26 protein-coding genes are annotated in these 22,229 nt (G+C 63.4%); 15 read left to right on the top strand and 11 right to left on the bottom strand.

What is annotated here, in order from left to right:
• Positions 1–6 precede the first annotated feature (6 nt).
• From NATTI_RS0103975 to NATTI_RS25980, 3 genes are all read left to right on the top strand, one after another.
• Positions 7–1,815: an ABC transporter substrate-binding protein gene (locus NATTI_RS0103975; RefSeq protein ID WP_006089342.1), complete on the top strand. Its 1,809-nt coding sequence runs from the start codon at positions 7–9 to the stop codon at positions 1,813–1,815.
• The gene (locus NATTI_RS0103970; RefSeq protein ID WP_006089343.1) at positions 1,815–2,684 is read left to right on the top strand and encodes a phosphatase PAP2 family protein; all 870 of its coding nucleotides are present in this window, start codon (positions 1,815–1,817) and stop codon (positions 2,682–2,684) included. The genes NATTI_RS0103975 and NATTI_RS0103970 overlap by 1 nt, the downstream gene beginning before the upstream one ends.
• A gap of 75 nt (positions 2,685–2,759) precedes the next feature.
• Positions 2,760–2,915, top strand: a complete 156-nt coding sequence (locus tag NATTI_RS25980) for a hypothetical protein (RefSeq protein ID WP_019991617.1) — start codon at positions 2,760–2,762, stop codon at positions 2,913–2,915.
• A 98-nt stretch (positions 2,916–3,013) separates the two neighbouring features.
• Here the strand turns inward: NATTI_RS25980 and NATTI_RS0103960 are convergent, their stop codons facing one another.
• Positions 3,014–3,433, bottom strand: coding sequence for a hypothetical protein (locus NATTI_RS0103960; RefSeq protein ID WP_193787783.1), 420 nt, complete (start codon positions 3,431–3,433; stop codon positions 3,014–3,016).
• Between the two features lie 112 nt (positions 3,434–3,545).
• Here NATTI_RS0103960 and NATTI_RS25975 point away from each other — a divergent pair, with 112 nt between their 5' ends.
• A complete protein-coding gene (locus NATTI_RS25975; protein ID WP_019991616.1) occupies positions 3,546–3,710 on the top strand; it encodes a hypothetical protein in 165 nt (54 codons plus the stop codon).
• 38 nt (positions 3,711–3,748) lie between these two features.
• Here NATTI_RS25975 and NATTI_RS0103950 read toward each other — a convergent pair whose 3' ends face one another.
• The 6 genes from NATTI_RS0103950 to nth form a co-directional block, all read right to left on the bottom strand.
• Entirely contained in the window at positions 3,749–4,156 is a 408-nt protein-coding gene (locus NATTI_RS0103950; protein WP_006089345.1) for a carboxymuconolactone decarboxylase family protein, read from the bottom strand.
• Positions 4,157–4,326: 170 nt separating this feature from the next.
• Positions 4,327–5,151 (bottom strand): helix-turn-helix transcriptional regulator, encoded by an 825-nt coding sequence (locus NATTI_RS0103945; protein ID WP_006089346.1) that lies wholly within the window; start codon positions 5,149–5,151, stop codon positions 4,327–4,329.
• A gap of 126 nt (positions 5,152–5,277) precedes the next feature.
• Positions 5,278–6,042 (bottom strand): DUF2797 domain-containing protein, encoded by a 765-nt coding sequence (locus NATTI_RS0103940; protein ID WP_006089347.1) that lies wholly within the window; start codon positions 6,040–6,042, stop codon positions 5,278–5,280.
• A 200-nt stretch (positions 6,043–6,242) separates the two neighbouring features.
• Positions 6,243–6,482, bottom strand: a complete 240-nt coding sequence (locus NATTI_RS0103935; protein WP_006089348.1) for a hypothetical protein — start codon at positions 6,480–6,482, stop codon at positions 6,243–6,245.
• Positions 6,483–6,646: 164 nt separating this feature from the next.
• Positions 6,647–7,210, bottom strand: coding sequence for an OsmC family protein (locus NATTI_RS0103930; protein ID WP_006089349.1), 564 nt, complete (start codon positions 7,208–7,210; stop codon positions 6,647–6,649).
• A gap of 110 nt (positions 7,211–7,320) precedes the next feature.
• Positions 7,321–8,004: an endonuclease III gene (nth, locus tag NATTI_RS0103925; RefSeq protein WP_006089350.1), complete on the bottom strand. Its 684-nt coding sequence runs from the start codon at positions 8,002–8,004 to the stop codon at positions 7,321–7,323.
• Between the two features lie 151 nt (positions 8,005–8,155).
• Here nth and NATTI_RS0103920 point away from each other — a divergent pair, with 151 nt between their 5' ends.
• From NATTI_RS0103920 to NATTI_RS0103900, 5 genes are all read left to right on the top strand, one after another.
• Positions 8,156–9,367 (top strand): CBS domain-containing protein, encoded by a 1,212-nt coding sequence (locus NATTI_RS0103920; protein WP_006089351.1) that lies wholly within the window; start codon positions 8,156–8,158, stop codon positions 9,365–9,367.
• Between the two features lie 250 nt (positions 9,368–9,617).
• Entirely contained in the window at positions 9,618–10,493 is an 876-nt protein-coding gene (locus NATTI_RS0103915; protein ID WP_006089352.1) for a universal stress protein, read from the top strand.
• Positions 10,494–10,606: 113 nt separating this feature from the next.
• Entirely contained in the window at positions 10,607–11,032 is a 426-nt protein-coding gene (locus NATTI_RS0103910; RefSeq protein WP_006089353.1) for a universal stress protein, read from the top strand.
• 107 nt (positions 11,033–11,139) lie between these two features.
• Positions 11,140–12,708 carry an ABC1 kinase family protein gene (locus tag NATTI_RS0103905; protein ID WP_006089354.1) on the top strand — a complete coding sequence of 523 codons (1,569 nt, stop codon included), beginning with the start codon at positions 11,140–11,142 and terminating at the stop codon, positions 12,706–12,708.
• Between the two features lie 239 nt (positions 12,709–12,947).
• Positions 12,948–13,430 (top strand): pyridoxamine 5'-phosphate oxidase family protein, encoded by a 483-nt coding sequence (locus NATTI_RS0103900; RefSeq protein ID WP_006089355.1) that lies wholly within the window; start codon positions 12,948–12,950, stop codon positions 13,428–13,430.
• A gap of 69 nt (positions 13,431–13,499) precedes the next feature.
• On the opposite strand, the gene NATTI_RS0103895 is transcribed toward NATTI_RS0103900, so the two are convergent.
• Positions 13,500–13,952, bottom strand: a complete 453-nt coding sequence (locus NATTI_RS0103895) for a universal stress protein (protein WP_006089356.1) — start codon at positions 13,950–13,952, stop codon at positions 13,500–13,502.
• A gap of 108 nt (positions 13,953–14,060) precedes the next feature.
• Positions 14,061–14,558, bottom strand: coding sequence for a universal stress protein (locus NATTI_RS0103890; protein WP_006089357.1), 498 nt, complete (start codon positions 14,556–14,558; stop codon positions 14,061–14,063).
• Positions 14,559–14,911: 353 nt separating this feature from the next.
• On the opposite strand from NATTI_RS0103890, the gene NATTI_RS0103885 reads away from it, so the two are divergent.
• Together NATTI_RS0103885 and NATTI_RS0103880 are read left to right on the top strand one after the other, a co-directional pair.
• Positions 14,912–15,331 (top strand): universal stress protein, encoded by a 420-nt coding sequence (locus tag NATTI_RS0103885; protein WP_006089358.1) that lies wholly within the window; start codon positions 14,912–14,914, stop codon positions 15,329–15,331.
• A gap of 53 nt (positions 15,332–15,384) precedes the next feature.
• Complete coding sequence (locus tag NATTI_RS0103880) at positions 15,385–15,849, top strand: universal stress protein (protein WP_006089359.1); 465 nt, start codon at positions 15,385–15,387, stop codon at positions 15,847–15,849.
• 12 nt (positions 15,850–15,861) lie between these two features.
• Here the strand turns inward: NATTI_RS0103880 and NATTI_RS0103875 are convergent, their stop codons facing one another.
• Entirely contained in the window at positions 15,862–16,614 is a 753-nt protein-coding gene (locus NATTI_RS0103875; protein WP_006089360.1) for a sugar phosphate isomerase/epimerase family protein, read from the bottom strand.
• Positions 16,615–16,841: 227 nt separating this feature from the next.
• On the opposite strand from NATTI_RS0103875, the gene NATTI_RS0103870 reads away from it, so the two are divergent.
• The 4 genes from NATTI_RS0103870 to NATTI_RS0103855 all read left to right on the top strand — a co-directional run bounded on the left by NATTI_RS0103870 (position 16,842) and on the right by NATTI_RS0103855 (position 20,912).
• Complete coding sequence (locus NATTI_RS0103870; RefSeq protein ID WP_006089361.1) at positions 16,842–17,552, top strand: coiled-coil domain-containing protein; 711 nt, start codon at positions 16,842–16,844, stop codon at positions 17,550–17,552.
• 74 nt (positions 17,553–17,626) lie between these two features.
• Positions 17,627–18,610, top strand: coding sequence for a phosphomevalonate decarboxylase MvaD (mvaD, locus tag NATTI_RS0103865; RefSeq protein WP_019991614.1), 984 nt, complete (start codon positions 17,627–17,629; stop codon positions 18,608–18,610).
• Positions 18,611–18,741: 131 nt separating this feature from the next.
• Positions 18,742–20,109 carry an alpha/beta fold hydrolase gene (locus NATTI_RS0103860; protein ID WP_006089363.1) on the top strand — a complete coding sequence of 456 codons (1,368 nt, stop codon included), beginning with the start codon at positions 18,742–18,744 and terminating at the stop codon, positions 20,107–20,109.
• A 14-nt stretch (positions 20,110–20,123) separates the two neighbouring features.
• A complete protein-coding gene (locus NATTI_RS0103855) occupies positions 20,124–20,912 on the top strand; it encodes an acetoacetate decarboxylase family protein (protein WP_006089364.1) in 789 nt (262 codons plus the stop codon).
• A 63-nt stretch (positions 20,913–20,975) separates the two neighbouring features.
• Here the strand turns inward: NATTI_RS0103855 and fen are convergent, their stop codons facing one another.
• Positions 20,976–21,953, bottom strand: coding sequence for a flap endonuclease-1 (fen, locus tag NATTI_RS0103850; protein WP_006089365.1), 978 nt, complete (start codon positions 21,951–21,953; stop codon positions 20,976–20,978).
• Between the last annotated feature and the right edge of the window lie 276 nt (positions 21,954–22,229).

Genomic DNA, 22,229 nt, shown 5'->3' with positions numbered 1-22,229 from the left:
ATCCGAATGAGTGAGCGTGGAGCTGCGTCGTCCGACACCGATAGCCAGAGACGCCGTGGCGGTCGGTCGCCCGCCATCAGCCGTCGGGCCGCGCTGGCCGGCGCCGCCGGACTCACGATGTCGACGAGCGGCTGTCTCAGCCGGTTCCGAAACATCGTCAACCGGGACGATATCGAACAGCTCTCGCTGACCATCACGACGCTTCCCGCAGACGGCGACCGAGAGAGCATCCGGCTGGCTCGAGAGATCGCCGCCGCCCTCGAGACCGCCGGCGTCGACACGGCCATCGAGATGCGCTCGAACGAGGAGTTTCTGCGGGCGATCTTGATTAATCACGACTTCGATATCTACGTCGGCCAGCATCCCGGCGGCCTCGACCCGGACTTTCTCTACGAGTCGCTGCACTCGCTGTACGCCGAGGAATCCGGCTGGCAGAACCCCTTCGGCTTTACGAACCTGCTGGTCGACGACCTGCTCGAGGAACAGCGAGAGACCGACGGCGAGGAGCGCCGCGACACCGTCGAGACGCTGCTCGAGGCGCTCGCCGTCGAACAGCCGTTCATCCCCGTCTGTACGCCGACCGAGCACCGACTCGTGCGGGCCGACCGGTTCGAGGGCTGGGCGGACGGCCACCTCGCGACGCGAGGTGGGTATCTCGGCCTCGAGCCGCTGACCGACGAAAGCGGCGAACAGCTTCGGGCCGTCCACATGGACGCTCGCCCGTCACAGAATCTCAACCCATTGACTGCCGAGTACCGCGACCGGGGAACGGTCACCGACCTGCTATACGACTCGCTCGCGACCGAGACCGTCACCGCCGACGGCGCCCACTCGCTCGAGCCGTGGCTCGCCGACGACTGGGAGTGGATCGACGAGTCGACGCTCGTCGTCGAACTCCACCCCGACTGTACGTTCCACGACGGCGAGTCGCTCACCGCGAGCGACGTCGCGTTCAGTTATCGCTTCCTCGCGGACACCGCGCTTGGAGGCGACGGCTCGCCCGCGCCCTCGCCGCGGTTTCGGGGCCGCGTCGCGGCGATCGACGAGGTCGAAGCGACCGGCGAGTCCACCCTCGAGTTCGCGGTCGGCGTGGGCCAGGAGGTCGGCGAGCGGGCGTTGATGGTGCCGATCCTCCCCGAACACGTCTGGCGCGACCGTGCAGCGGAAGCGTCCGTCCGCGGCGTTCGCGTCGCGCAAGGGACGACCGAGGCGGTGGTGTCCAATAACTTCCCGCCGATCGGTAGCGGACCGTTTCAGTACGCCGATCGCTCCGAACGGGAACACGTCACGTTCGAGCGCTTCGACGACCACTTTTCGCTGCGCGAAGATGTCGACCGCCCCGAGCCGACGGTCGACGAACTCCGCGTCCAGATCGATCCGCGGAGCACGTCGGCGATCCAGCTGCTCGAGGACGACGCCGCCGACGTCACGAGTTCGGCCCTCGAGACCTACGTCGTCGACGATATCGAAGAGAGCGACGACGTCGAACTCGTCGAGTCACCGTCGTGGACGTTCTACCACCTCGGGTTCAACGCCCGCAGGGCGCCCTTTGGCAACCCGCGATTCCGTCAGGTAGTCGCCCGGCTGCTCGACAAAGCGTGGCTGGTCGAGGAGGTGTTCGACGGCCACGCGAGACCGATCGCGACGCCCGTCACCGACGAGTGGGTCCCCGACAGACTCGAGTGGGACGGGGAAGACCCCGAGATGCCGTTTCTCGGTTCGGATGGCGACCTCGACGTCGAGGCGGTGCGAGCGGCGTTCGAAGACGCCGGGTTCCGGTACGATTCGGAGGGGAACCTCCGGGTGAGACAGTAATGTTGGTACAGGTGCTGACGCAGTTAGTCGCGGTCGTGACGCTCATGGTAATCGTCTCGATTGCGCTCTTCGTCGGCCGCTATCGCCTCCGCGAGACGCGGACGGAGTGGCGCTCGCGGATCCGAGCAGCCGCCCCGATCACGGTCCTTCTCGCCGTCGTCTTGCTGTTCAACAGCGTCGCCAGGCAGGCGGTTCCCCATCTCTCATGGATCGGTGAAGTGTGGCTCGGGGTCGCCTGGAACCTCACGGGGCCGATCTACGACATCGAGGGCCAATTCATCGTCTGGCTGCAGTCTCTCGCGACGCCGTGGCTGACCGCGTACTTCTCGTTCATCTACATCTACGGCTACATTTTCCTGCTGGTCTTTCCAGTCGTCGCCTACTTCGCGCTGTCGAACACGCGGCCGCTGCGGGAGCTTTTAGCGGCGTACACGCTGAACTATACCCTCGGGCTGGTGCTCTACATTTTCGTCATCGCCTACGGGCCGCGGAACATGATGCCCGAACTCGTCGAGGCGCTACTGTACGACACGTACCCACAGTACCAACACCTCACGCGGCAGGTCAACCGGAACACCAACGTCTTCCCGTCGCTGCACACCTCGCTCGCGGCGACCGTCACCTTCCTGGCCTACCGCACGCGGGACGTCTATCCGAAGTGGAACGTCGTCGCGATCCTCCTCGGGGTCTCGGTCGCGATTTCGACGATGTACCTCGGCATCCACTGGGTGATCGACGTCGTCGCCGGAATCGTGCTCGCGTACGTCAGCGTCGAACTCGCACACCTCCTCGTCGGCCGCTGGTCGCTTTCGGACTGGATTGACGGACGCGTTTCCTCGATTCGCGGCCTCCGCAATCGCGACTCGTGAGGCACCCACAGATCGCCGTCTTTTCTTGTCGACGAGTAATGGGGTTACGTACACCGCCCGCAACTGGCACGACCGATGGCTCGAGCGGTCGGCCGGATAGCCGTCGTCTTGGCGGCGTTTCGAAGCGCGCTCGAGCGAGCGCTAGACGAGCGCTCCGGACCCGCGTCGCAGTGTCTCGAGCGATCGGTCGACCGGCTTCGGGACGCCTACGCGTCGGTGAGCGGTTGGTAAGCGGTGGCTGTGCTGGGAGGCGAGTGCTGTAGCTGTGTCACAAAGCGAGCGCTGCGGCTCTCGACACGTCGACGCAAAAATCGGAAGATTAGCGGGCGTTAGTTGTCCTCGAGTGCGTCGGCGATCCGCTTGAGCGCGCGCGTCTGGTCGCGCATCTCGTCGCGGAGCTGTCGGACCTCCTGAACGAGTTCCTCGTTACCGACTTCTTCCCCGCGGCCGCCGGGGCCGCCCGGTCCGCCGCCCATGCCGCCGGGGCCGCCACCGCCGCCCATCATCCCGCCCATCATCTGTGCGAACGGGTTGCCGCCGCCGCCCATGCCGCCGGGGCCGCCACCGCCGCCGCCGAACGGACTCTCCGGCGGTTCGCCCTCGCCTTCGCCCTCTTCGGCGCGCTTTTCGCGAATCTCCTCGACTCGCTCGCGGAAGGATTTTTCCTCGCCGTCGTCGCTACCGTTGTTAGCTTCGTTTTCGTCGGACATACCCTCGGATTCTGTACGACCGCGGAAAAGGATTGCCATGTCTCGGACGGCGCGACAGTCCTGTGGGGAGTCCAGTTGCCGAGGGGGTCGTCGTCGGCAGGAGGCTGTTGCCGGCACAAGAACGAACCGATTCAGCGAGGTGTTCACACACATGGTCGACGAAAATCCAGACCGAGAGTCGATCGTGAGCGAGGGACGGTACGCGGTCGTCGCCGGCGACGATGCGGACGCCGAGTACCGTACCGACTCGTCGCCGCGGGCGATGGGGGCGGTCTTCCGATCGCCAAGACGGACTCTTCGCGAGATGGTCGGCTGAACGCGGATTCGAAAGTGAGACCGGCCGAGGGTGGCCGATCAGTCGTCGGCACCCGCGGCTGGTGCTTCCTGTTCTTTGAGGTAGTTGACGATCTCGTCCGTCTCGTCGACGAAGTCGTCGAGGTCGATCTCGTTGCCGTGGAGCACCGTCGAGAAGTACCGGGTCGTGCCTGCAAGCGTGACCGTCTCCTCGAGTTCGTCGTCCGAAACCTCTGCGAGACGGGCCTCCTCTCGGTGGAAGTGAGAGCAGTAGGGACAGCCGACCGCCGCCGCGACGCCGACGCCGACGAGGGCTTTCTCCCGCGGGGTCAGTTCGCTCTCACCGAGGGTGAGGTCCCGAAAGATTCCCCAGCTGTGGTCGCTCGCCGGCTCCGCGAGTTGATTCATCCAGCTCGGTACCTGTCCGAGCGTCCGTTCGATCTCCTGTTGGGTTTGCGTTGATACCATGATGTCTCTCCGCCGGAACAGGCTACGAGGACGGAAGATAGATAGGCATCTGCTGCCCGCCGGGCAGTCGCTGCCGGACGTGCAGTCGGTGACCGCGATCACCGACTCCTGGCGTGGCGTCGATCGGAGTCCGGTGTCGGGGCTGCGCCCGGCTTGTTACGGCCGGCTCCTTACTCGAGGAGCGATTCCTCCGCGAGCGGGCGCGCCTCGCGCTGGTACGACGAGTACACCGATTCGGCCCACTCCCAGGCCGCGGGAACGTCGGTATCGATCAACAGCCGGACGGATCCAGTGGCCTGATCGTAACAGCTGACGGCGATTCGATCGTCGAAGAGCCCGACGCCGTACGACGGCAGTTCGTCGTGTAACAGGACCGTAAAGTTGGGGCGCTCGAGCGGTTCCGAGCAGTGGTCCGGATACGTCGCGAGGATCCGTTTTGCGACCGCCGGCGGATCGATGATCTCCGTCTCCATGCCGTCGACGATTCGCTTCCGGAGGACGTCCTTACACGGCTCGAGAACGGCGATATCGGAGCCGACGAACCGGAATTCGTCCGTCTCGGCGAGCAGCTCCGAGAACCGATTGACGGGTCCGTAGGGCGCGTCGGGCTCGGCGACCGTCACGACGGCGTCGGTACAGACCTCGAGCGTGAACCCGCTCTCGTCGCCCGGCAGCCAGTGCCAGACATCGCGGAGGGTCCGTTCTGTTTCGATCCGGCCGATCAGCTCCTCCATCGCGGACGCGATGAACGCACCGAGTTGCGTCGTCTCGTACACGTGTCCCTCCCTGCGGATCCAGTTGCGCTCCTCGAACGCTCTAACCGTCCGTCGCATCGTCGACGACGAAACGCCGGTCTGCTCCCAAAGGTCGGACCGGGTTCGGGGACGATCGCGCAGAGCGACAAGCGTCCGAACGCGGTGTTCGGACCGCGCGAGGTACGCGATATCATCGATCGGCGACCCCATCGTTCCGGTTTTCTTGTCACTCAAAGCCATGGTATTCGTACGCATACCAACCGTATAGCTGTTCGCGGCGTTTCGGTGACCTAACAAAAATCCAGATGATTTTCGTGGTATCTCGCCCCCTACCGCGAGTTCGCCAGCGGTCTCTGTCCCCGTCGATCACCCGAACGAGCCAAGCGACGACTGGAGATCACGGCTCGTGGTTCCGTCCGTGACGTCGTAGCCCACGAGATCGCGCAAGTCCACGGCGTAGGTCGTTCCCCCGTTCTCGAGGACCAGCAGTCGCCCCTTCACGCCGACGACGGTTCCCGACGCGACCGTCTCGGGAACCGGCTGGCTCTCGAGCCCGAGGTCGTAGTCGAACGCGAACCGCTCGTGGACGTCGAACTCCGCGAGGACATCGTCCCAGGCCTCGTGGTCCACGCTCGAGCCGAGCGAGCGGATTTTCGTCGGCGTTCGAACGCGGTCAACCAGCCACTCGGCGATCTCGGCCTCGATCTCGCGGGCGATCCGGCCGTTCGAGACGGTGTGGATGTGGGCACCGCGGTCGGCCCCCTGTTCTCGGAGGCGGGTCTCGAGTCGGCGGCGCTTGGTGACGCCGACTTTGAACGTGTCGGGAGCGAAGGCGGCGACGTAGACGGCGTGTTCTTCGTAACAGTCCATCTCGTCTTTCAGGCAGGTGCCCGTACAGCGCGCGCAGATCCAGGTGCTGGTGTGGTACTCGCAGTAGGGCGTCGACGGCCGGTCGCAGGCGACGTGTTCGGCCTCGTCCGCGCTCCAGTCGATGGTTCCGGCGCAGTGGCGCCTCTCGAGCGAATAGGAGAGTGTGTCGCCGGGCTCGAGACGGCGTCGCTCGAGGGCGTCGCCGTCGCTGCACAAGAGCGCGGCGCCGCGTCCGCTCGGCTCGTAGCCGACCAGTTGCACGGCTCGGGGTAGGGGTCGGTCCCAAATATACCGTTCGCCTTCTCGAGATCCCGCGGTCTAAGATCTAGCCACGGCTATCCGGGTTCGACAGCGACGACCGACTCCCTCGAGGTATTGGTAGCGAGAAAAAACGCGAGCGCCGGCAGCGGCGGGTCGTCGGCTCGCGAGCGTCGCGACGACGCGCGCGACTCGAGCCGCGGTTAGCTGTTGTGCGGCTCTTCGTCGCGGTGATTGTCCGGGTTCTCCTGTTCACGAGCGTCGTTGACCCGGTCGTCGGACCGATGCTCGATGTCCTGGCGTATCTCCTCTTCGTCCTGGCGTTTGCGGGCCTCCATCTCTTCTTCGGTGAGTCCCTCCTCGTCGTCCTCGGTGTCTTCGTGTGCCAGTTCGACGTCCCGCCCGTGCTCGTCTTTGCCGGTCTCGTCAGTACTATCGGACATGCTGATCCCGGATGGGAGTACCGTCGGTCCTTGAAAAGACGTTGGGCTTGCAAGCGTCGGTGGCTGTCCGGCTCAATCGCGGTTCGAGGCGGCGGATTCGAGCGTTGGAACTCTCGTCGTCGAGCCGTCTCGTCGAAAGCGGGGAGTCGGAGCGACAGCACCGATCACTCGGTCACGAGTCGCGTCTCGAGGGGAACCTCGTTGGTGATGCTGTCGATCAGGGGTGACGTTGCCTCGACGTGCTCCCGGAGTTCCTCGAGTTCCGCGTCAGACGCATCGGCGTCGACGGTCACCGTGCAACTGATGCCTTCGTATCCGGGTCGGACGTCCTCGCTAATGGCCAGGAAGCCGCGAAGATCGACGTCGCCCTCCATCTCGATGCGAAGGTCCTCGAGTTCGATACCCATGGCCGCGGCGTTCGCCGCGTAGCCGACGCTGAGACACGATCCGAGCGCACCGAGCAGGTACTCGACGGCGTTCGGAGCCGTCCGTTCGCCCAGGATCTGTTCGGGTTCGTCCCCCTCGAGCGTGAACGCGCGGCTGTGGATCGTCTCGCCCGCCTGATCGAACTCGTCGATCGTCGTCGTCGCTCGGAGGGCGTCTTCCCATTCGGTCTCGGCTCGGAACGTGAACGCGCCCGCACTGGCGTCGTCGCTAATCGCTCCGACGGCCTCCTCGAGTGCGGTTACGTCGACACCGTTTCGTTCGTTCTGTTCGGTAGTTGCCATTCTGAGACACCGGGGCTATAGACGTCGAACGAGCGCATAAGCTAGTTAGACACTATCTGTCAAACAGTTAGGTCCGAATTTCAAGCACGACAGCGCACCGATTTCCGGGTCTACCAGTGCTCGCCCGAGGCGAGATCGATCTCGCTGTCACCTTTCTCCGAGGGACAGATGTCGGCCAGCACGCAGTCCGCACAGTCGGGGTTTCGTGCGTCGCAGATCGCGCGCCCGTGGTCGATACAGAGGTGGGTGAACTGCTGCCAGTAGCCCTCGGGGACGAGTTCCATCAGCTCCTGCTCGATCGCCTCCGGTCGCTGCTCCTCGGTCAGCCCGAGTCGCCGCGAAAGTCGCTGGACGTGCGTGTCGACGACGATTCCCTCGACAATGTCGTGGCCGTGCTGGAGGACGACGTTCGCCGTCTTCCGACCGACGCCCGACAGCTCCGTCAGCTCGTCCATCGTGTCCGGCACCTCGCCGTCGTGCTCCTCGAGGATGATCTCACAGGAGGTCCGGATGTACTCGGCCTTGCTGTTGTAGTAGGTGATCGAGTTCAGGTCCTCGGCGAGTTCGTCCTGGGCCGCGTTAGCGTAGTCTTCCGCGCCGTCGTACTTTTCGAAGAGTGTCTTCGTCTCCTTGTTCACGCGCTCGTCGGTACACTGCGCGGAGAGGATGACGGCGATCAACAGCTCCAGTCGGTTCGAGTACCGCAGCGAGATGGTCGAATCCGGATACGCCTCCTCGAGGCGGTCGACGACTTCCGCGGCTTGCTCCGTCTGGCTCTCGAGCGGGGTTCCCATGAGCCGTTCGTTGCGAGAGCGACCATTTGAGCGTATCGGTCAGCGGTCGTCGCGTGTGGGCCGGTGACCGTCGACTGTTGAGTGTTGCGTATACAACATGGACGTGGGAACTGTCGACAACAGGTATCACCCTTCGCCCCGTCTCTCGATCATGGATATCAAAGATATCGTCGATCGGGAGTTCGACACGTACGACGAAACGACGCCGGTCTCGAAACTTCGCGGCTCGTTCGAAAATGCAGACCGGAAGGCGCTGCTCATCACCCGCGACGGTGAGTTCGAGGGCGTAGTCACACGGCGAGACGTCCTCTCCTCACACGAAAAGACGTCGCGGAAGGCTCGTTCGCTCGTCCGAGCCGTCCCCTCGGTTACCCTCGACGACGACGTTCGTGAGGCCGCGCGGCTCATGATCGCGGGCGACACCAGACTGTTGCCGATTCTCGAGGATGAAGCGCTCGTCGGCGTCGTTCGGACCGACGACCTCCTCCGAACGATCCAGCCGTTCCTCTCCGTACTCGAGACGGCGGACGTCGCGACGACGGAAATCGTGACGGTCGAGTCGACGACCTCGCTAGGCAAGGCACTCGCGACGTTTAGAACCGAACGCATCGAGCACCTGCCCGTCGTCGCCGAAGGGACTACCGACGAGGTCGTCGGAATCGTCAGTCTCTACGACGTCCTCGAGTTCGTCACGAGAGAATTGCAACGCTCACAGGGTGGCGACCCCGACGGACACATGGACGCGAGCACCGGCGGCAACCACGGCGGCTTCGGTGCCCGCGAGGGCGAAAGCGCCGACCTCCTCGAGTTGCCGGTGGGGAACGTGATGGTCGACACGCTCGGGACGACGAGACTCGACGAAACGCTCGACGACGTGCTCGAGACGATGCTCGAGTTCGGTGCCTCCTCGTCGATCGTCACCGACGACCGCGGCTCGCTCGTGGGCATCGTCACGAAGACGGATCTGCTCGAGTCGTTGACCTGGTCCGAAGACCGACAGCTCCCGGTCCAGGTGTTCGGAAGCGAGCTCATGACGGACACGACTCGGGAGGGACTCGCCGAGCGGATCGAATCCGTGACCCGCAAGTATCGACAGATGCGCGTGCTCGAGGCGAAGGTGCACTTCAAGGAGCACAAGGAGCGACTTCGCGGCATTCCGCTCGTGTTGGCCAGAGTACGACTCTATACGGACAAGGGACTGTTCGTCGCCTCGGACGAAGGCTACGGCGACAAACACGCGTTCTCGCTCGCGTTGAACGCGATCGAACGCCAGATACTCGAGGGGAAAACCCACGGCCGGAGCAAGAAGCGGGCCGATCCCGAGGAGGCGGCGAACGTCTACGGCTGGTGGCTGAGCGAATGATCGACGGCCACGAAGAACTATAGTAGCCACTGGAAGTCAGTGCATACCCAATCGCACGACAGCTATGCGATCAGTGTGTAAACAGTTCAAGTTGTTACTATAGTAACAGGCTCGGGCATCCGCTAACCGGAGTCAGGGTTTCGGGAGCCTCGAATTTCGATCGCGCTCGAGCGCGCACCGACCGCGGTATCCCAGTACTGTACGTAACCGAATATTATAACGATGGGGGACGATAGCTACGCTGAAGAGTATGCCCGACGAGACATCGGATATCGACGACACGTTGCTAGTCCCGATCGCGAACGCTGAAACCGCCGACCGCCAGCTGGAGACGGCGATCGATATCGCAGCGGATCGGTCGTACCGCATCCTTCTCGTGTACGTTCTCGAAGTGCCGCCACAGCTGTCCCTGCAGGACGGCCGTCGATACCTGCTGGAGGACGACGTCGAGGACGCGCTCGCGGAGGCGACGGAGAGAGTCGAGTCCCGTGGAATCCCGGCCGACAAACTGATTCGTCTGGCTCGGGGCGTCTCGACGGGGATCGTCGGGGCCGTCGACAAGTACGACGTCGACGCGATTCTGATAGGGTGGCGCGGACGACCGCCCCGGAAGGACGTCATCTTGGGATCTCACGTGGACAGAGTGCTGCGCGACGCTGACTGTGATGTCCTCGTCCAGCGGATCAAGACGCCGAGACCGGACGATGTCGATTCGATTCTCGTGCCGGTCGCCGACGGTCCGCACAGCGGCTTCGCCACGGAGACCGCCGCCTCGATCGCCCGGCGAAACGACGCGTCGGTCACCCTGTTACACCTCCGCGAGTCGGACGATCCTGAACACTCACGCGAGCAAGCGCAGGCGCTGCTCGCCGACGCGGCGGCCGAATTCGACGACGGGCAGTCGGTCGAGCGCGCACTCGTCGAGAGCGATACCGTCGCGGGGACGATCACCGACTGGACGACCCGGCACGACGTGACCGTTCTCGGCGTCTCGAGGGGCGGTCTCGTCCAGCGCGCCCTGCTGGGAACCATCTCCGAATCGGTCGGCCGACACGCTGCCGGCACGGTCATCCTGGCGAAGCGGTACGATCCAGTTCCCTCGCGTCTGCGGCGACTGCTTCCGTAGTTCGGTCACGCACCGGCGACGTGATTCACGGGTTTCGGAGGGCCACGACCAGCACGTAACCGAGGGGGACGAATCGCAGACAGGATTATGACGAGCGACCGAATAGATTCGATATGGCCGACCGCATTCTCGTCGGATACGACGGTTCTGACCCATCGAACGACGCCCTCGAGTACGCCTTCGAGACGTTTCCCGAATCCGAGATCACGGCGGTACACATCATTCAAATACCGGATGGGTACGTTGCCGCTTTCGAGGGACCGGAGCTACAGCCACCCGTTACCGAGAAAGCCCGCGAACACGCGATGGATATTCTCGAGGGAGCGACCGAACTCGCTTCCGAACACGGTCGCGACCTCGAGACGGCGATCGAGACGGGAAAAGCCGATCACCGCCTAATCGAGCACGCCCTCGACGGAGGGTACGACACGATCGTCGTCGGGAGTCACGGCCGAACGGGACTCTCGCGAGTGCTACTCGGCGACGTCGCGGAGGACGTCGTTCGCCGGTCGCCACTCCCCGTCGTCGTCGTGCGGTAGTTTTCGAACGCTCGACACCGCTCACCGGTTCATGAGCTATTTGTGTTCAGTGTTCGAAGACGCCCTATGGACGGCTATCCGAGCAATCGTTGTCTCACCAGTGATCGATGAAGGGCTATTATCTTCGCTATCTGCAGGTGCTCGTCAGCTTCTTTCCCCTCGCGCTCGCGTTTCTCAGGGATCGCCGGCGCTTTCTCTTGTTTGGTCCGCCGCGACAGGTTTCGACGACGGTTCACCGGGAGCGTGCCGAGCAACTCACCGAAACGATGCTCGAACTCGGCCCGGCGTTCATCAAGGTCGGGCAGGTCTTGTCGACGCGTCCGGATCTCGTCCCGCCGACGTACGTCAGGGAGTTCACGGCGCTACAAGACGAGGTTCCGGAGGATGCGGGCGGCGATCCGATGACCGTCGTCGAGGCAGAACTCGGCGACGAACTCGACCTCGAGACACTCGAGCCGGTCGCCGGCGGCTCGCTCGCGTTCGTCTATACCGTCGAGTACGAGGGGGAGCGCATCGCACTGAAGGTTCAGCGGCCGGGTCTCGACTCGATAATCGAGCGCGACCTCCGAGTAATTAGGGGACTCGTCCCGCTGCTCGCCACGTTCGCCGACGAGGGCCAGCGCTACTCGATCGAGAACGTCGCCGACGACTTCGAGGAGATCATCCTCGAGGAACTGGACTTCGAACGCGAGGCGTCGATCATGGCGGAGATCGAGGAGAACTTCACCGACGACGATCGAGTCATCGTCCCCAGTACGCACCTCGAACTGTGTTCGGATCGTCTGATCGCGATGGAGTACGTCGAGGGGACGAAGATCACCGACGATCGGGCCCTCGCGGATGTTGGCGTCACGCCAACCGACATGGCGACGCTCATCGCCCGGACGTACCTGAAGATGGGGCTCGTCGACGGCGTGTTCCACGCCGATCCGCACCCGGGAAACCTCGCCGTGACCGACGAAGGGCGGCTGGTCATCTACGACTACGGCATGAGTCAACGACTGACGGCGCAAGAACAGGACGATATCACGAATCTCTACCGGACGCTCGTCCGTCGTGACGTCGACGGGCTGTTGAACACCCTCATCGCGCTCGAGGTCCTCGAGCCGACGGTCGATCGGGTCGCGGTCCGACGGGTGCTCGAACTGGTGATCGAGAACCTCGAAGGCCGTGACGACATCACCTGGCACGCGATCATCACGGAGTTGCTTTCGATGCTTGACGACTTCCCGTTTCGAATCCCGCCGAACGTGATGTTGCTCATCCGAGTTGGAACGGTCGGCGAAGGGGTCTGTCGGAGTCTCGATCCGCAGTTCGACTTCATTACCGTTACGCGTTCGTTTCTCGTCGACTACGGCTTTATCGAGAGCGAACTCGAGGCGCTGTTCGCGGACGTACGGTCCGACCTCCGCGAGTCGGTACCCGTCCTCGCACGAGCGCCCGCGAGATTCGACACCGTCTTCGGCCAACTCGAGCGCGGCGAACTCGTCGTCAGAACCGATCCGGTCGAGTCGACCAGTGGTGGGGACCCAGCCGTCGGCTACGCCATCGTCGCTGGCTCTCTGTTCGTCACTGCAGCGATCCTGACGTTTCACGAACTCCCCCTCGAGGGAGTGAGCGTACTTTTCGCGCTCGCATTTCTCGGACAGTACGTTCGTCGACGACGGGCGACCTGAGACGAATGCCTATCGTGGTCCGATTACGCGCGATGCTGGGAAGTGTCCCGGAACGGGTCGGACGTCACGCGATGATGGCGCTGACGGTCGTCCGGTAACCGAGTCGAAGTTGGCGTTTCACTCGATTGGCCCCAATCGATCACGGGCCGCGGCGGTTCGACGAATGACCGATTTCGTTACTTTCTTCCGACTTTGAGTGTAGATGGCTTTTTTGCCGCCGAAGCCGACACTACTCACGGATGTCGATTGACGAACTACGGGAGTACGGGCTGGAAGCGATGAACGATCGAGAAATTCAGCAGTTTCTGTCGAGCCAGAAGGTCGGCGTCCTCGGCCTTCCGGACGCCGACGAACCGTACCTGCTGCCGCTCTCGTTCGGATACGATGGCGAGGAACGCCTCTATTTCACGTACCTGCTCGGGTCCAGTAGCCGAAAAGGGACGATGAGCGAGGAGACGGATACCGCGAGCTTCCTCGTCTACAAGGTCGATACGATGTACAACTGGCAAAGCGTCCTCCTGACGGGCGCGCTCACGACCGTTCCCGAGGCGGAGTGGGACGAACTCGAGGACACGATGAGCGAGGTGTGGCGGCCGGATCTCATCGAAACGGCGTCGCTGTCGGCGGACGTCGAACTCTACGAGTTCCGGATCCGCGAGCAAACGGGCGTCAAACACCAGGGGCTGCCGCCCGGTTTCAAAGCTGGGGACGACTCGCGCTGAGGCCGCCGAACGCGGCTGGTGTGATCGTCGACACCACGGTCCGTGGATCCGTTCGCCTCCGCTGGGAGATCACTCCTTGGCAATGGGTGTTTTGACGATCGTCACCGGACGCTCGCTCATGTGAGCGACCCGCTCGGCAACGTTTCCGAGCAATCGACGGTACTCGCCGGATCGCTGTTTCGATCCCAGAACCGTGAGTCCGATGTCCGCCTCGTCGGCGTACGCGAGAATCTCTTCGTGGGGGACGCCGTGGCGGATCTCGGTCTCGGTTGGAACGGCTGCCTCGCCGGTTCGATCGGCGATCTCGTCGACCGCGTCGCGACCGGCCTGTTCGAGTGCGTGCTCGAGTCCTTCGAACTCGTGGACGTACTCGTCGCCGGGGTAGGAGCTGTACGCGTCGGTGTCGACGACGTACAGCACGTGTAGTTCGGCATCGTATCGAGTCGCAGCGTCGATGGCGTGGTCGATGGCCTGATCGACGCCGGGACTCATGTCGGTCGGGAGGAGGATTCGGTCATACATCGGGTGTCCTTTTTCGGATTACCGTGTTAAATCATTGGGGCCGTCGAACCTGGACGCGTCGGCGGGACCGATCGAGTAGCGGATTTCGGCGGGACGAGACGGCACCGGTCACTCGTCCGATCCGGTCTCCCGATAGAACTCGTCGTGCGGATCGACGGCCTCGAGTTTCGGGGGCGTCCGGTGGCGAACGACGAACACGTCGTAGGATTCCTCTGCGGCGATGTGGACGCCGACGCTCGTCAGCGGGGTGACGACGCGGCCGACGTTATCGCTTCCGAGGAAGACGACGCTCGGATCCTGTGCCAGTGCCAGTCGTTCGATGTGGTCTGCGATCCGTCGTTCGGGTGGAAACTCGCGAATTCGCTCGTATTCGAACGACGCGTCCGGCACGAGTTCCGCGACTCGCTCCCGAAGTCGTTCAACGGTTGCATCGACGTCGAACGATTCGTCGGCGTCGATCCATCCTTTCTCCCGTGCGTATCGTTTTCGCTCGGGGACGACGGTCACGACCGTGATGTCTTCGTTCAGCGCGGCTCCGTACTCCGATGCTCTGACGAGGGCAGCTTCTGCGAGTGCTGACCCGTCGAATGGAACGACGAACGTCATACGTGCTGATCCACTCCCTGCGAAATAACTTCGAGGGGGACTCGGCGTGAGACGAGTCGGTTCGCGGGATTGCCGAGACACTCTCGACGAGAAAGTCGATCGGACGTTCTCGCACCGTGATAGAAATGACAAACCACTATCGATCCGATTCGACGATCGGTTGTGATGCTCGAAAACGAGAAGCAAGTCCGCGACGCATACGGGTTTTGTTGCTTCGTTTGACATCGGTTTCTATCCGTGTCTCTGTCGGCACTGATGTCCAATCCGATAGTTCGAGTTCACGTCGATTCTGGTGACGGTACGCGATTCGTTGAGATGGGAGTATTATACCCGATGCGGCCGTAGAAACGGCTATGACCGAACGAATCCTGGTGCCGTACGACGGCTCACCGCCGGCCAAGAAGGCACTCGAGTACGCTTTCGAGAAATTTACCGATCCCGACGTTACCGCCCTCTACGTCGTTCCGGTTCCGGACGGCTATCGGGAGGCGTTTACGGAGACCGAAGAGAGGGTTCCCGTCGTCGACGAAGAGAGCGGACAAACGGTCTTGGAGGAAGCAGCGGAAACCGCGGCCGAGAGCGGCCACGAACTACGCACGGAACTCGACACCGGAAAACCGGACCACGTCATCGTCGAACGGGCAGCTGACGAGGGGTACGATACGATCGTGTTAGGGAGTCACGGTCGAGCGGGCGTCTCGCGACTCCTGCTCGGGAGCGTCGCGGAGAACGTCGTTCGTCGGGCGACGGTTCCCGTCGTCGTCGTTCGATAAGCGGACGCGAACCGTTATGTACTATTGGCCACACGTCTGAGTTACGACTACTGATGTCCGGAGACGACCAGGCCGGATCGATTCGATCGATCCTCGTCGCGACCGACGGAAGCGCCGCCGCCGACGAGGCGCTCGAGCGCGCATTGAAACTCGCAGAACAAACCGGTGCAGCCGTTCACGTGCTCGCCGTCGTCGATGCGACGACGAATCCGATGCACTTCGGTGTTGACGACATCGGCGAACTCCAACAGACGAGGGAACGACTCGTCGACGATCTCGTTGCGACCGCCGGAGATCGGGATGTCAAGATTCAGAGTGCGATCCGTCGCGGTCGTCCCGCCACTGTGATCCTCACCTACGCCGACGAGCACGCGATCGACATGGTGATCGTCGGCCGAACGGGACGGAGCCGAGTCGCGGACGTGCTCCTCGGAAGTACGACCGACCAACTGGTTCGAGAGGCCTCGGTTCCGGTCGTCGTCGTTCCGGAGACGAAGGCCGACGACGGAGCCGAATAGGGGTGAGATGCGTTACGATTCGACGTCGAGAACGGCAGTCACTCGCCGTGCGCTGTCACGCAACAACACGGAGTCATCCGTGAAAACCTCGACTGCGACGGTTCCATCGAACCCCTCGAGATGCGTCGCGACGATGTCGTAATCGATCTCACCGGCGCCGATCGGGAGGTGCGTGTCGCCACGGCTTCGAGCATCGTGGACGTGCAGATGCGAGACGAGATCGCCGTACTGCGAGAGGAACCGGTTGACGCCATCATCGCCGTCTTCCATGTACGCGTGTCCCACGTCGAAACAGACTGCGGTCCCCGTCTCGCGTGCGAGGTCGCCGAGGACAGTTAGCGGCAACCCGCGCTTCTGGTGGCCAACGTTCTCGACGACGAGTTCGACGCCGGCCGTAGTTGCAGCCGTCCCGATCGCGCGCAACTGCTCGGCGAAGGTCGGCCGAAGGCCGGTGTCGTGCGGGTTTCGGGCGGTTCCGTGAAGGACTGCCTTTTCGGCACCGACCGACCCGGCCCACGAGAGGAGCCGGGAGAGATACTCGACGATGGCGTCGTTGATTTCGGGAACCGGCGTCGCGACCACTTGCTTGAACGGAAGGTGTACGCAAAGATCGGCGTCGGCGTCCATCAGCCCTTCCTCAAGTCGGTCCGTCTCGATCTCGTTAATATCGGTTCCCTCGCCGATCGATAGCTCCGCGAGGTCGAACCCGTCAATCGTCGTCTCCAGTCGCTCGAGCGAGTCGCCGACGGTGAGCCCAACGTCCATACGATCTTGTCGTCTCCGACTCCCTTGACAGCTTCCCCCAGGTGATCCCGGCGTACGTTCGGTCGACTGTCGGTTCGATCGAAATGGTGTCCGGAGGGAAGGACACTATTATTATGGTGAGAATTGTGATTCGAACAACGACCGCTCTCGATTCACCGTATCGCATCACTCGGTTTCGGTCCGTCGCCGGGCCGTCAAGCGAACCGTGAGCGACCGACCCGATAACGATGTCACCGGAGAACGAGCCACCGTCGGCGGACGAATCATCGGACGCAGTCGACGGTGGCGTACTCGAGTCGCTGCTGTCCGAACTCCAAAGCGAGGCAACCGATGCCGACCGAGCGGCGCTTCGCCGCGCGCTCGAGGTCGACGATTCTGCGCCCGCTGTCGACGGGACGGAGACTGACGGTCCCGGTGCCGATGGGAGTGTGAGCGAGGAGTCCGCCGCCACCACACTTGCGGACCTGCAGGCCGAACTCGAGGCGACGAGAGAGGACCTCGACGTGGTACGGTCGGACGTCGAGGACCTGCGAGCCACCGACGACGCCCTCCGCAGTCGACTCGAGTCCACCCTGGAGCCCCGACTCGAGGAGGTCTCTCGCCGACTCGGGGACCTCGATTCCCAGCAGATCGATCGCCGCTCGGAGGTGAGCGGACTCCGGACCGAACTCGAGGCGCGTCTCGAGACCCACGAGGCGTCTCTCGAGGCGCGGACGGACGAGCAATCGCAGCGAATCGACGACCTCAAAGCACGACTCGAACGCGAAGTGGTGTTGCTCAGGTCCGAACTCGCGAGGCAGGTCGGCGACGTGACCGACGACCTCGAGGCCCTCGAAGAGTCGACGCCCAGCGACGTCGAGGCTCGGATCGCCGCACTCGAGAACGATATCGAAGCGCTCGAGACGTGGCGGCGATCCATCGTCGCGCACCTCGAGTAACGTACGCGCCCCGATCTGTCGGCGACCGATCGGATGCCGTGAACTTTAAGCGGGCGTCATCCGCGTATCTGGATATGAAAGCCACCGCCATGGCCCACCCGATTCAGGGGTTGGTCAAGTATCACGGAATGCGCGACGAGATCAAGCGGCTTCCGTATCACGACAGTATCAGCCTCTGTACGGCCCCGAGCCACACGCGCACGACCGTCGAGTTCTCGATGGACTACGACGAGGACACGTTCGTCGTCGACGGCGAGGAACTGGATGGCCGCGCTCACGAACGGGTCGAAGCCGTCGTCGAGAAGGCGCGCTCGAAGTCCGATGCCGCCCACACCGTCTACCCGGTCCGTCTCGAGAGCGAGAACAGCTTCCCATCGAACGTCGGTCTCGGCTCCTCCTCGTCCGGTTTCGCGGCCGCCGCGATGGCGCTCGCCGAAGCGGCCGAACTCGACGCCTCGCGCCAGGAGATCTCGACCATCGCGCGCGTCGGGTCGGCCTCGGCCGCGCGTGCCGTCACCGGTGCGTTCTCCCAGCTTCACACGGGAATGAACGACGAAGACTGTCGCTCCCGACGGATTCCGACGGATCTTCACGAGAACCTCAAGATCATCGTGGGCCTCGTTCCGTACCACAAGGAAACCGAGGACGCCCACAACGAGGCGGCGGACAGCCACATGTTTCAGGCCCGGAACGCACACATCCACAGCCAGATCGCCGAGATGCGCGATTACCTCCGAAACAACGACTTCGAGCGCGCCTTCGAACTGGCCGAACAGGACTCCCTCTCGCTCGCCGCGACCACGATGACCGGCCCCTCGGGCTGGGTCTACTGGCAGCCCGCGACCCTCGAGATCTTCAACCGCGTCCGCCAACTCCGCGAGGAAGAGGGTATCCCGGTCTACTTCTCGACAGACACTGGTGCTAGCGTCTACGTCAACACCACCGACGAGCACGCCGAGCGCGTCGAGGAGGAGATTGCCGATTGCGGCGTCTCGACCACCGTCTGGAACGTCGGCGGGCCCGCGAAACTGCTCGACGAAGAGAAGCACCTGTTCTGATCGCGCCGCGGGCCGTTCGATTTGATCGTGTTCGACACCGGACTGTGGATTTATGAGATTCTGTGTGGATAGTTACCACCCCTACCGCTGACCGGAGCAGCTGACGGTACCAGTGTGGGGAGAGTACACGAATGACAACCGACACACTAGCCAGCGAGGAATGGTGGAACGAGTACCGGACCGTCGTCAACGCCGATCCGGAGATGAAACTGCACGGCCGGGACGCGTTCGACGACGATTTTCTGATCGGGATCGGCGAGGAGCACTTCCTCGTCGAGATGCAGAGTGGGGAAGTACAGGACGTTCGAACCCCGGGGCTGGACGATGCGTGGTCGTTCGGCGTCGTCGGTCCGCGCGAGGCGTGGGAGGAGTTCGTCAGCGAGGTGCCACAGCCACATCACAACGAGGTGTTCGCCTCTTTCTATCGGACCGCGGTCAAGGGCGAGGAGGGGTACTTCGACCTCGTCGGGAACCACAAAGCGATCTTCCAGAACTTCCGGCCGTTCCAGCGCGCGCTGGATCTGATGCGGACGGCTCACAACGGCGGCCAACCGCGGACCGAGGGATCCACTCGACCGACAGAGGTGTCGAACGAACCGATCGACGGGCAGTACGTTACCGTCGACCTCGAGGGTGTGGACCACCGCATCTACTACGAGGCAGCCGGGCCCGAAGACGGGATTCCCTTACTCTGTCAGCACACGGCCGGGTGTAACAACCAACAGTGGCGGCACGTGTTGAACGACGACGAGATCACTGAACATTTCCGTGTCATCGCCTACGACTTGCCGCGACACGGGAAGTCGGTTCCACCGTCGGGCGAATCGTGGTGGACCGAGCAGTACGATCTCACCGGCGAGCGATTCGCGGAGACGATCGTCTCCATCGCCGACGCGCTCGACCTCGAGGACCCCGTGTTCATCGGCTCGAGCATGGGCGGAACGATCACGCTCGAACTCGCAGACTGGTATCCGGAGCGATTCCGGGCCCTCATCGGGCTCGAGGTTGGGCTGTTTACGCCCGGGTTCTACATCCAGTGGCTCGACCACCCACACGTCAATGCGAACGACGTCAACTCGCACGCGACCTGGGGACTAATGGCGCCCCACGGACCGGAGTGGGCCCGGCGGGAAACGCTCTATCTGTACGAGCAGGGCGCTAATGGCGTCCTCAAGGGAGACCTCCACTACTACTCCGCGGATCACGACTACAGTGATTCCGCCGACGATATCGACGCCGAGCAGGTTCGCATGTACCTGCTCAACGGCGAGTACGATTACCTGACGAACCCCGACGACGCCCGAGAAGCCGCCGACGCGATCGGTGAAGGGGCGACGGCCCACGAGATGAAGGCCACCGGCCACTTCCCGATGAGCGAGCGACCCGAACTGTTCCGCGCCTATCTGAAGCCGGTGCTCGAGGATATTCGCGGCGTCCGAGACGACCCGCTTCCCGACGTTCTCGCACCCGAGGACTTCGGCGTCGAGGCGAACAAGTAACCCGATTCAGATCCATGACTGACCACCAATTCGACCCCGAGACGTACGCCGGCATGCCGCCCGGAACTGCCGTTCCGTCGCCGCAGTTGATCAAGAACGCGCGAATGCTCATCGTCGGCTACGAGGCCGACCCCGAGGTGCTCGACTCCGTCTTGCCGCCCGGACTCGAGCCCCACCCGAACAACCTCGTACAGATGAACATGTATCGGGTGCCGTCGACGACCCAGACGAGCCACCTCGAGCCGTACACGTTGACCTACCTGACGGTCGAGATAGCGGATCACGACAGCACCGCGATCAGCGAAGCGCAGGGCGAGATGCCGGTCCCCGGCCGGTTCTGGGTCGGTTACTGGAACGATTCGCCGCAGATGCAGGTGTACACCCGAGAGAGCGGTGGGATTCCGACGCAGGCCGGCACGTGTGCGTGGGAGGAGGATGACGGCGAGTTGGTCTCGACGCTCTCCGTCGACGGCAAGCCTGTCATCGAAGCCGAAGCCACCGTCGGTGACGACCAGATCGACACGCTCACCGGCCACCTCCACTACTACGCCCACCGCCAGCTTCCGGAGCCAGCGGGTGGACGGGCGCAGATCAGCGAACTCCTCGAGTTCCCGTTGCCCTTCGTCAGCGAACTGTACGAGGCCGAGGTCGAGACAGTCGAGTTCGACTTCCCCGAGGGATCGCGGTACCAGCAGTTCGCCCCGGTCGAACCGCTCTCGACGCCGTCGGTGTTACATGGAACGGTCACGTTCACCTATCCGCAGGCTCGTCGGGTTCGGGATTATCTCGCCGAAGACGCGTAGCAACGCGGTTCACGGACGGTCCTCTTCGGACCGTTTTTTGCTCGCGGCGAACCGATCGTCGGATCAGGTCCAGCGATCGAGCCCCGTCTGCGTGACGCCCTCCTCGATCCGTTCGAAGCCGCGGGCGACTTCGTCGGCATCGACTGCCCACTCCTCGCAGACGTACTCCTTTGCGGCCTCGAGGTCCGGATCGAGCGTCGTCTCGAACTCGTAGTCGTCGGTCACGTTCGGATCGCGAAACAGCTTGCGGACGCGGTCGCCGTACTCGATATGGGCACCGCGGGCCTCGAGGACGCTCCAGAGATCCCCGTGCTCGGTAATCGCTTTGATCGCCGTCTTGGGACCGATCCCCGAGACGCCCTCGTTGAAGTCCGTCCCGATGAGGATCGCGGCGTCGATCAGTTGCTCGAGGGTCAGCTCGTGATGGTCGAGCGTGGCCTCGAGGTCCATCAGTTCCGGATCGCCCTTGCTCGTCAGTTGACGCAGGGTGCGCGGCGAGCCGAAGAGTAAGGCGTCGTAGTCCTCCGACCCAACGTAGTCGGCGTCACCTCGCTTGACCATGTGGGCCGCCTGGGCCTCCCCCTCCGCGGGGGCTTCGACGATCGGCACGTCAAGCAGCCGGAGGAGTTCGCGGCTGGTCTCCTGGATCGTCGGCGTCAGCCGCTGGGTTCGGGACTCGAGTTGGGCGATCGCGACCTGGTCGCCTTCCTCGCGGGCGGTCTCGAGTTGCTCCTCGTAGCTGCGGCGTTGCTCGCGGCGGGATTCGATCTCGTCGTCTTTGAGTTCGGAGGGGCCGCCGTCGAACACCATCACCGGGACGATATCGTGCTCGAAGAACTTGGGCAGTCCCTGAACGATGCCGATGAGGTTCGCGACCTCGGTGCCGTCGCTCGTGGTGTACTTACCGCTGTTGGTCCACTTGACGGTCGTCGTCAGGTACCGGTAGAGCCAGTTGTGTGCGTCGACGGCGACGACGCCCTCGATATCGTCGAACGGGATCTCATCGATAACGGCGATGTCCCGAAGTGCAGCGTTTCCCATTAGCGGTTCCTTGGGAGGACTGGGATTTGTATCATTGGCTTCCGGTCGTCGCTGTCCACGTGTCTGTACTCCTGAGAGCCATCTCGCTTGCGCCCCCGTTTTTTCCCTCGAACGGCTCCGACGTGACGAAGCACGCCTCGAGACCAGTATCGACGCGGGCCGCTGCCAGTCACCTGGGCGTAGTACGCCGGTGGACGACCGCCCGAACGAACGCTTCCCTGGCAACGATGAAGTGCCACGTCCTCCCCAACCGACTCGCTCACGGCCACGGGCCGT

Origin of the sequence: Natronorubrum tibetense GA33 (genome assembly GCF_000383975.1) — an archaeon.
In the GTDB taxonomy this organism is placed as follows: domain Archaea; phylum Halobacteriota; class Halobacteria; order Halobacteriales; family Natrialbaceae; genus Natronorubrum; species Natronorubrum tibetense.
The sequence above is the reverse complement of the archived record's forward strand: the minus strand, read 5'-3'. Positions and strand labels throughout refer to the sequence as shown.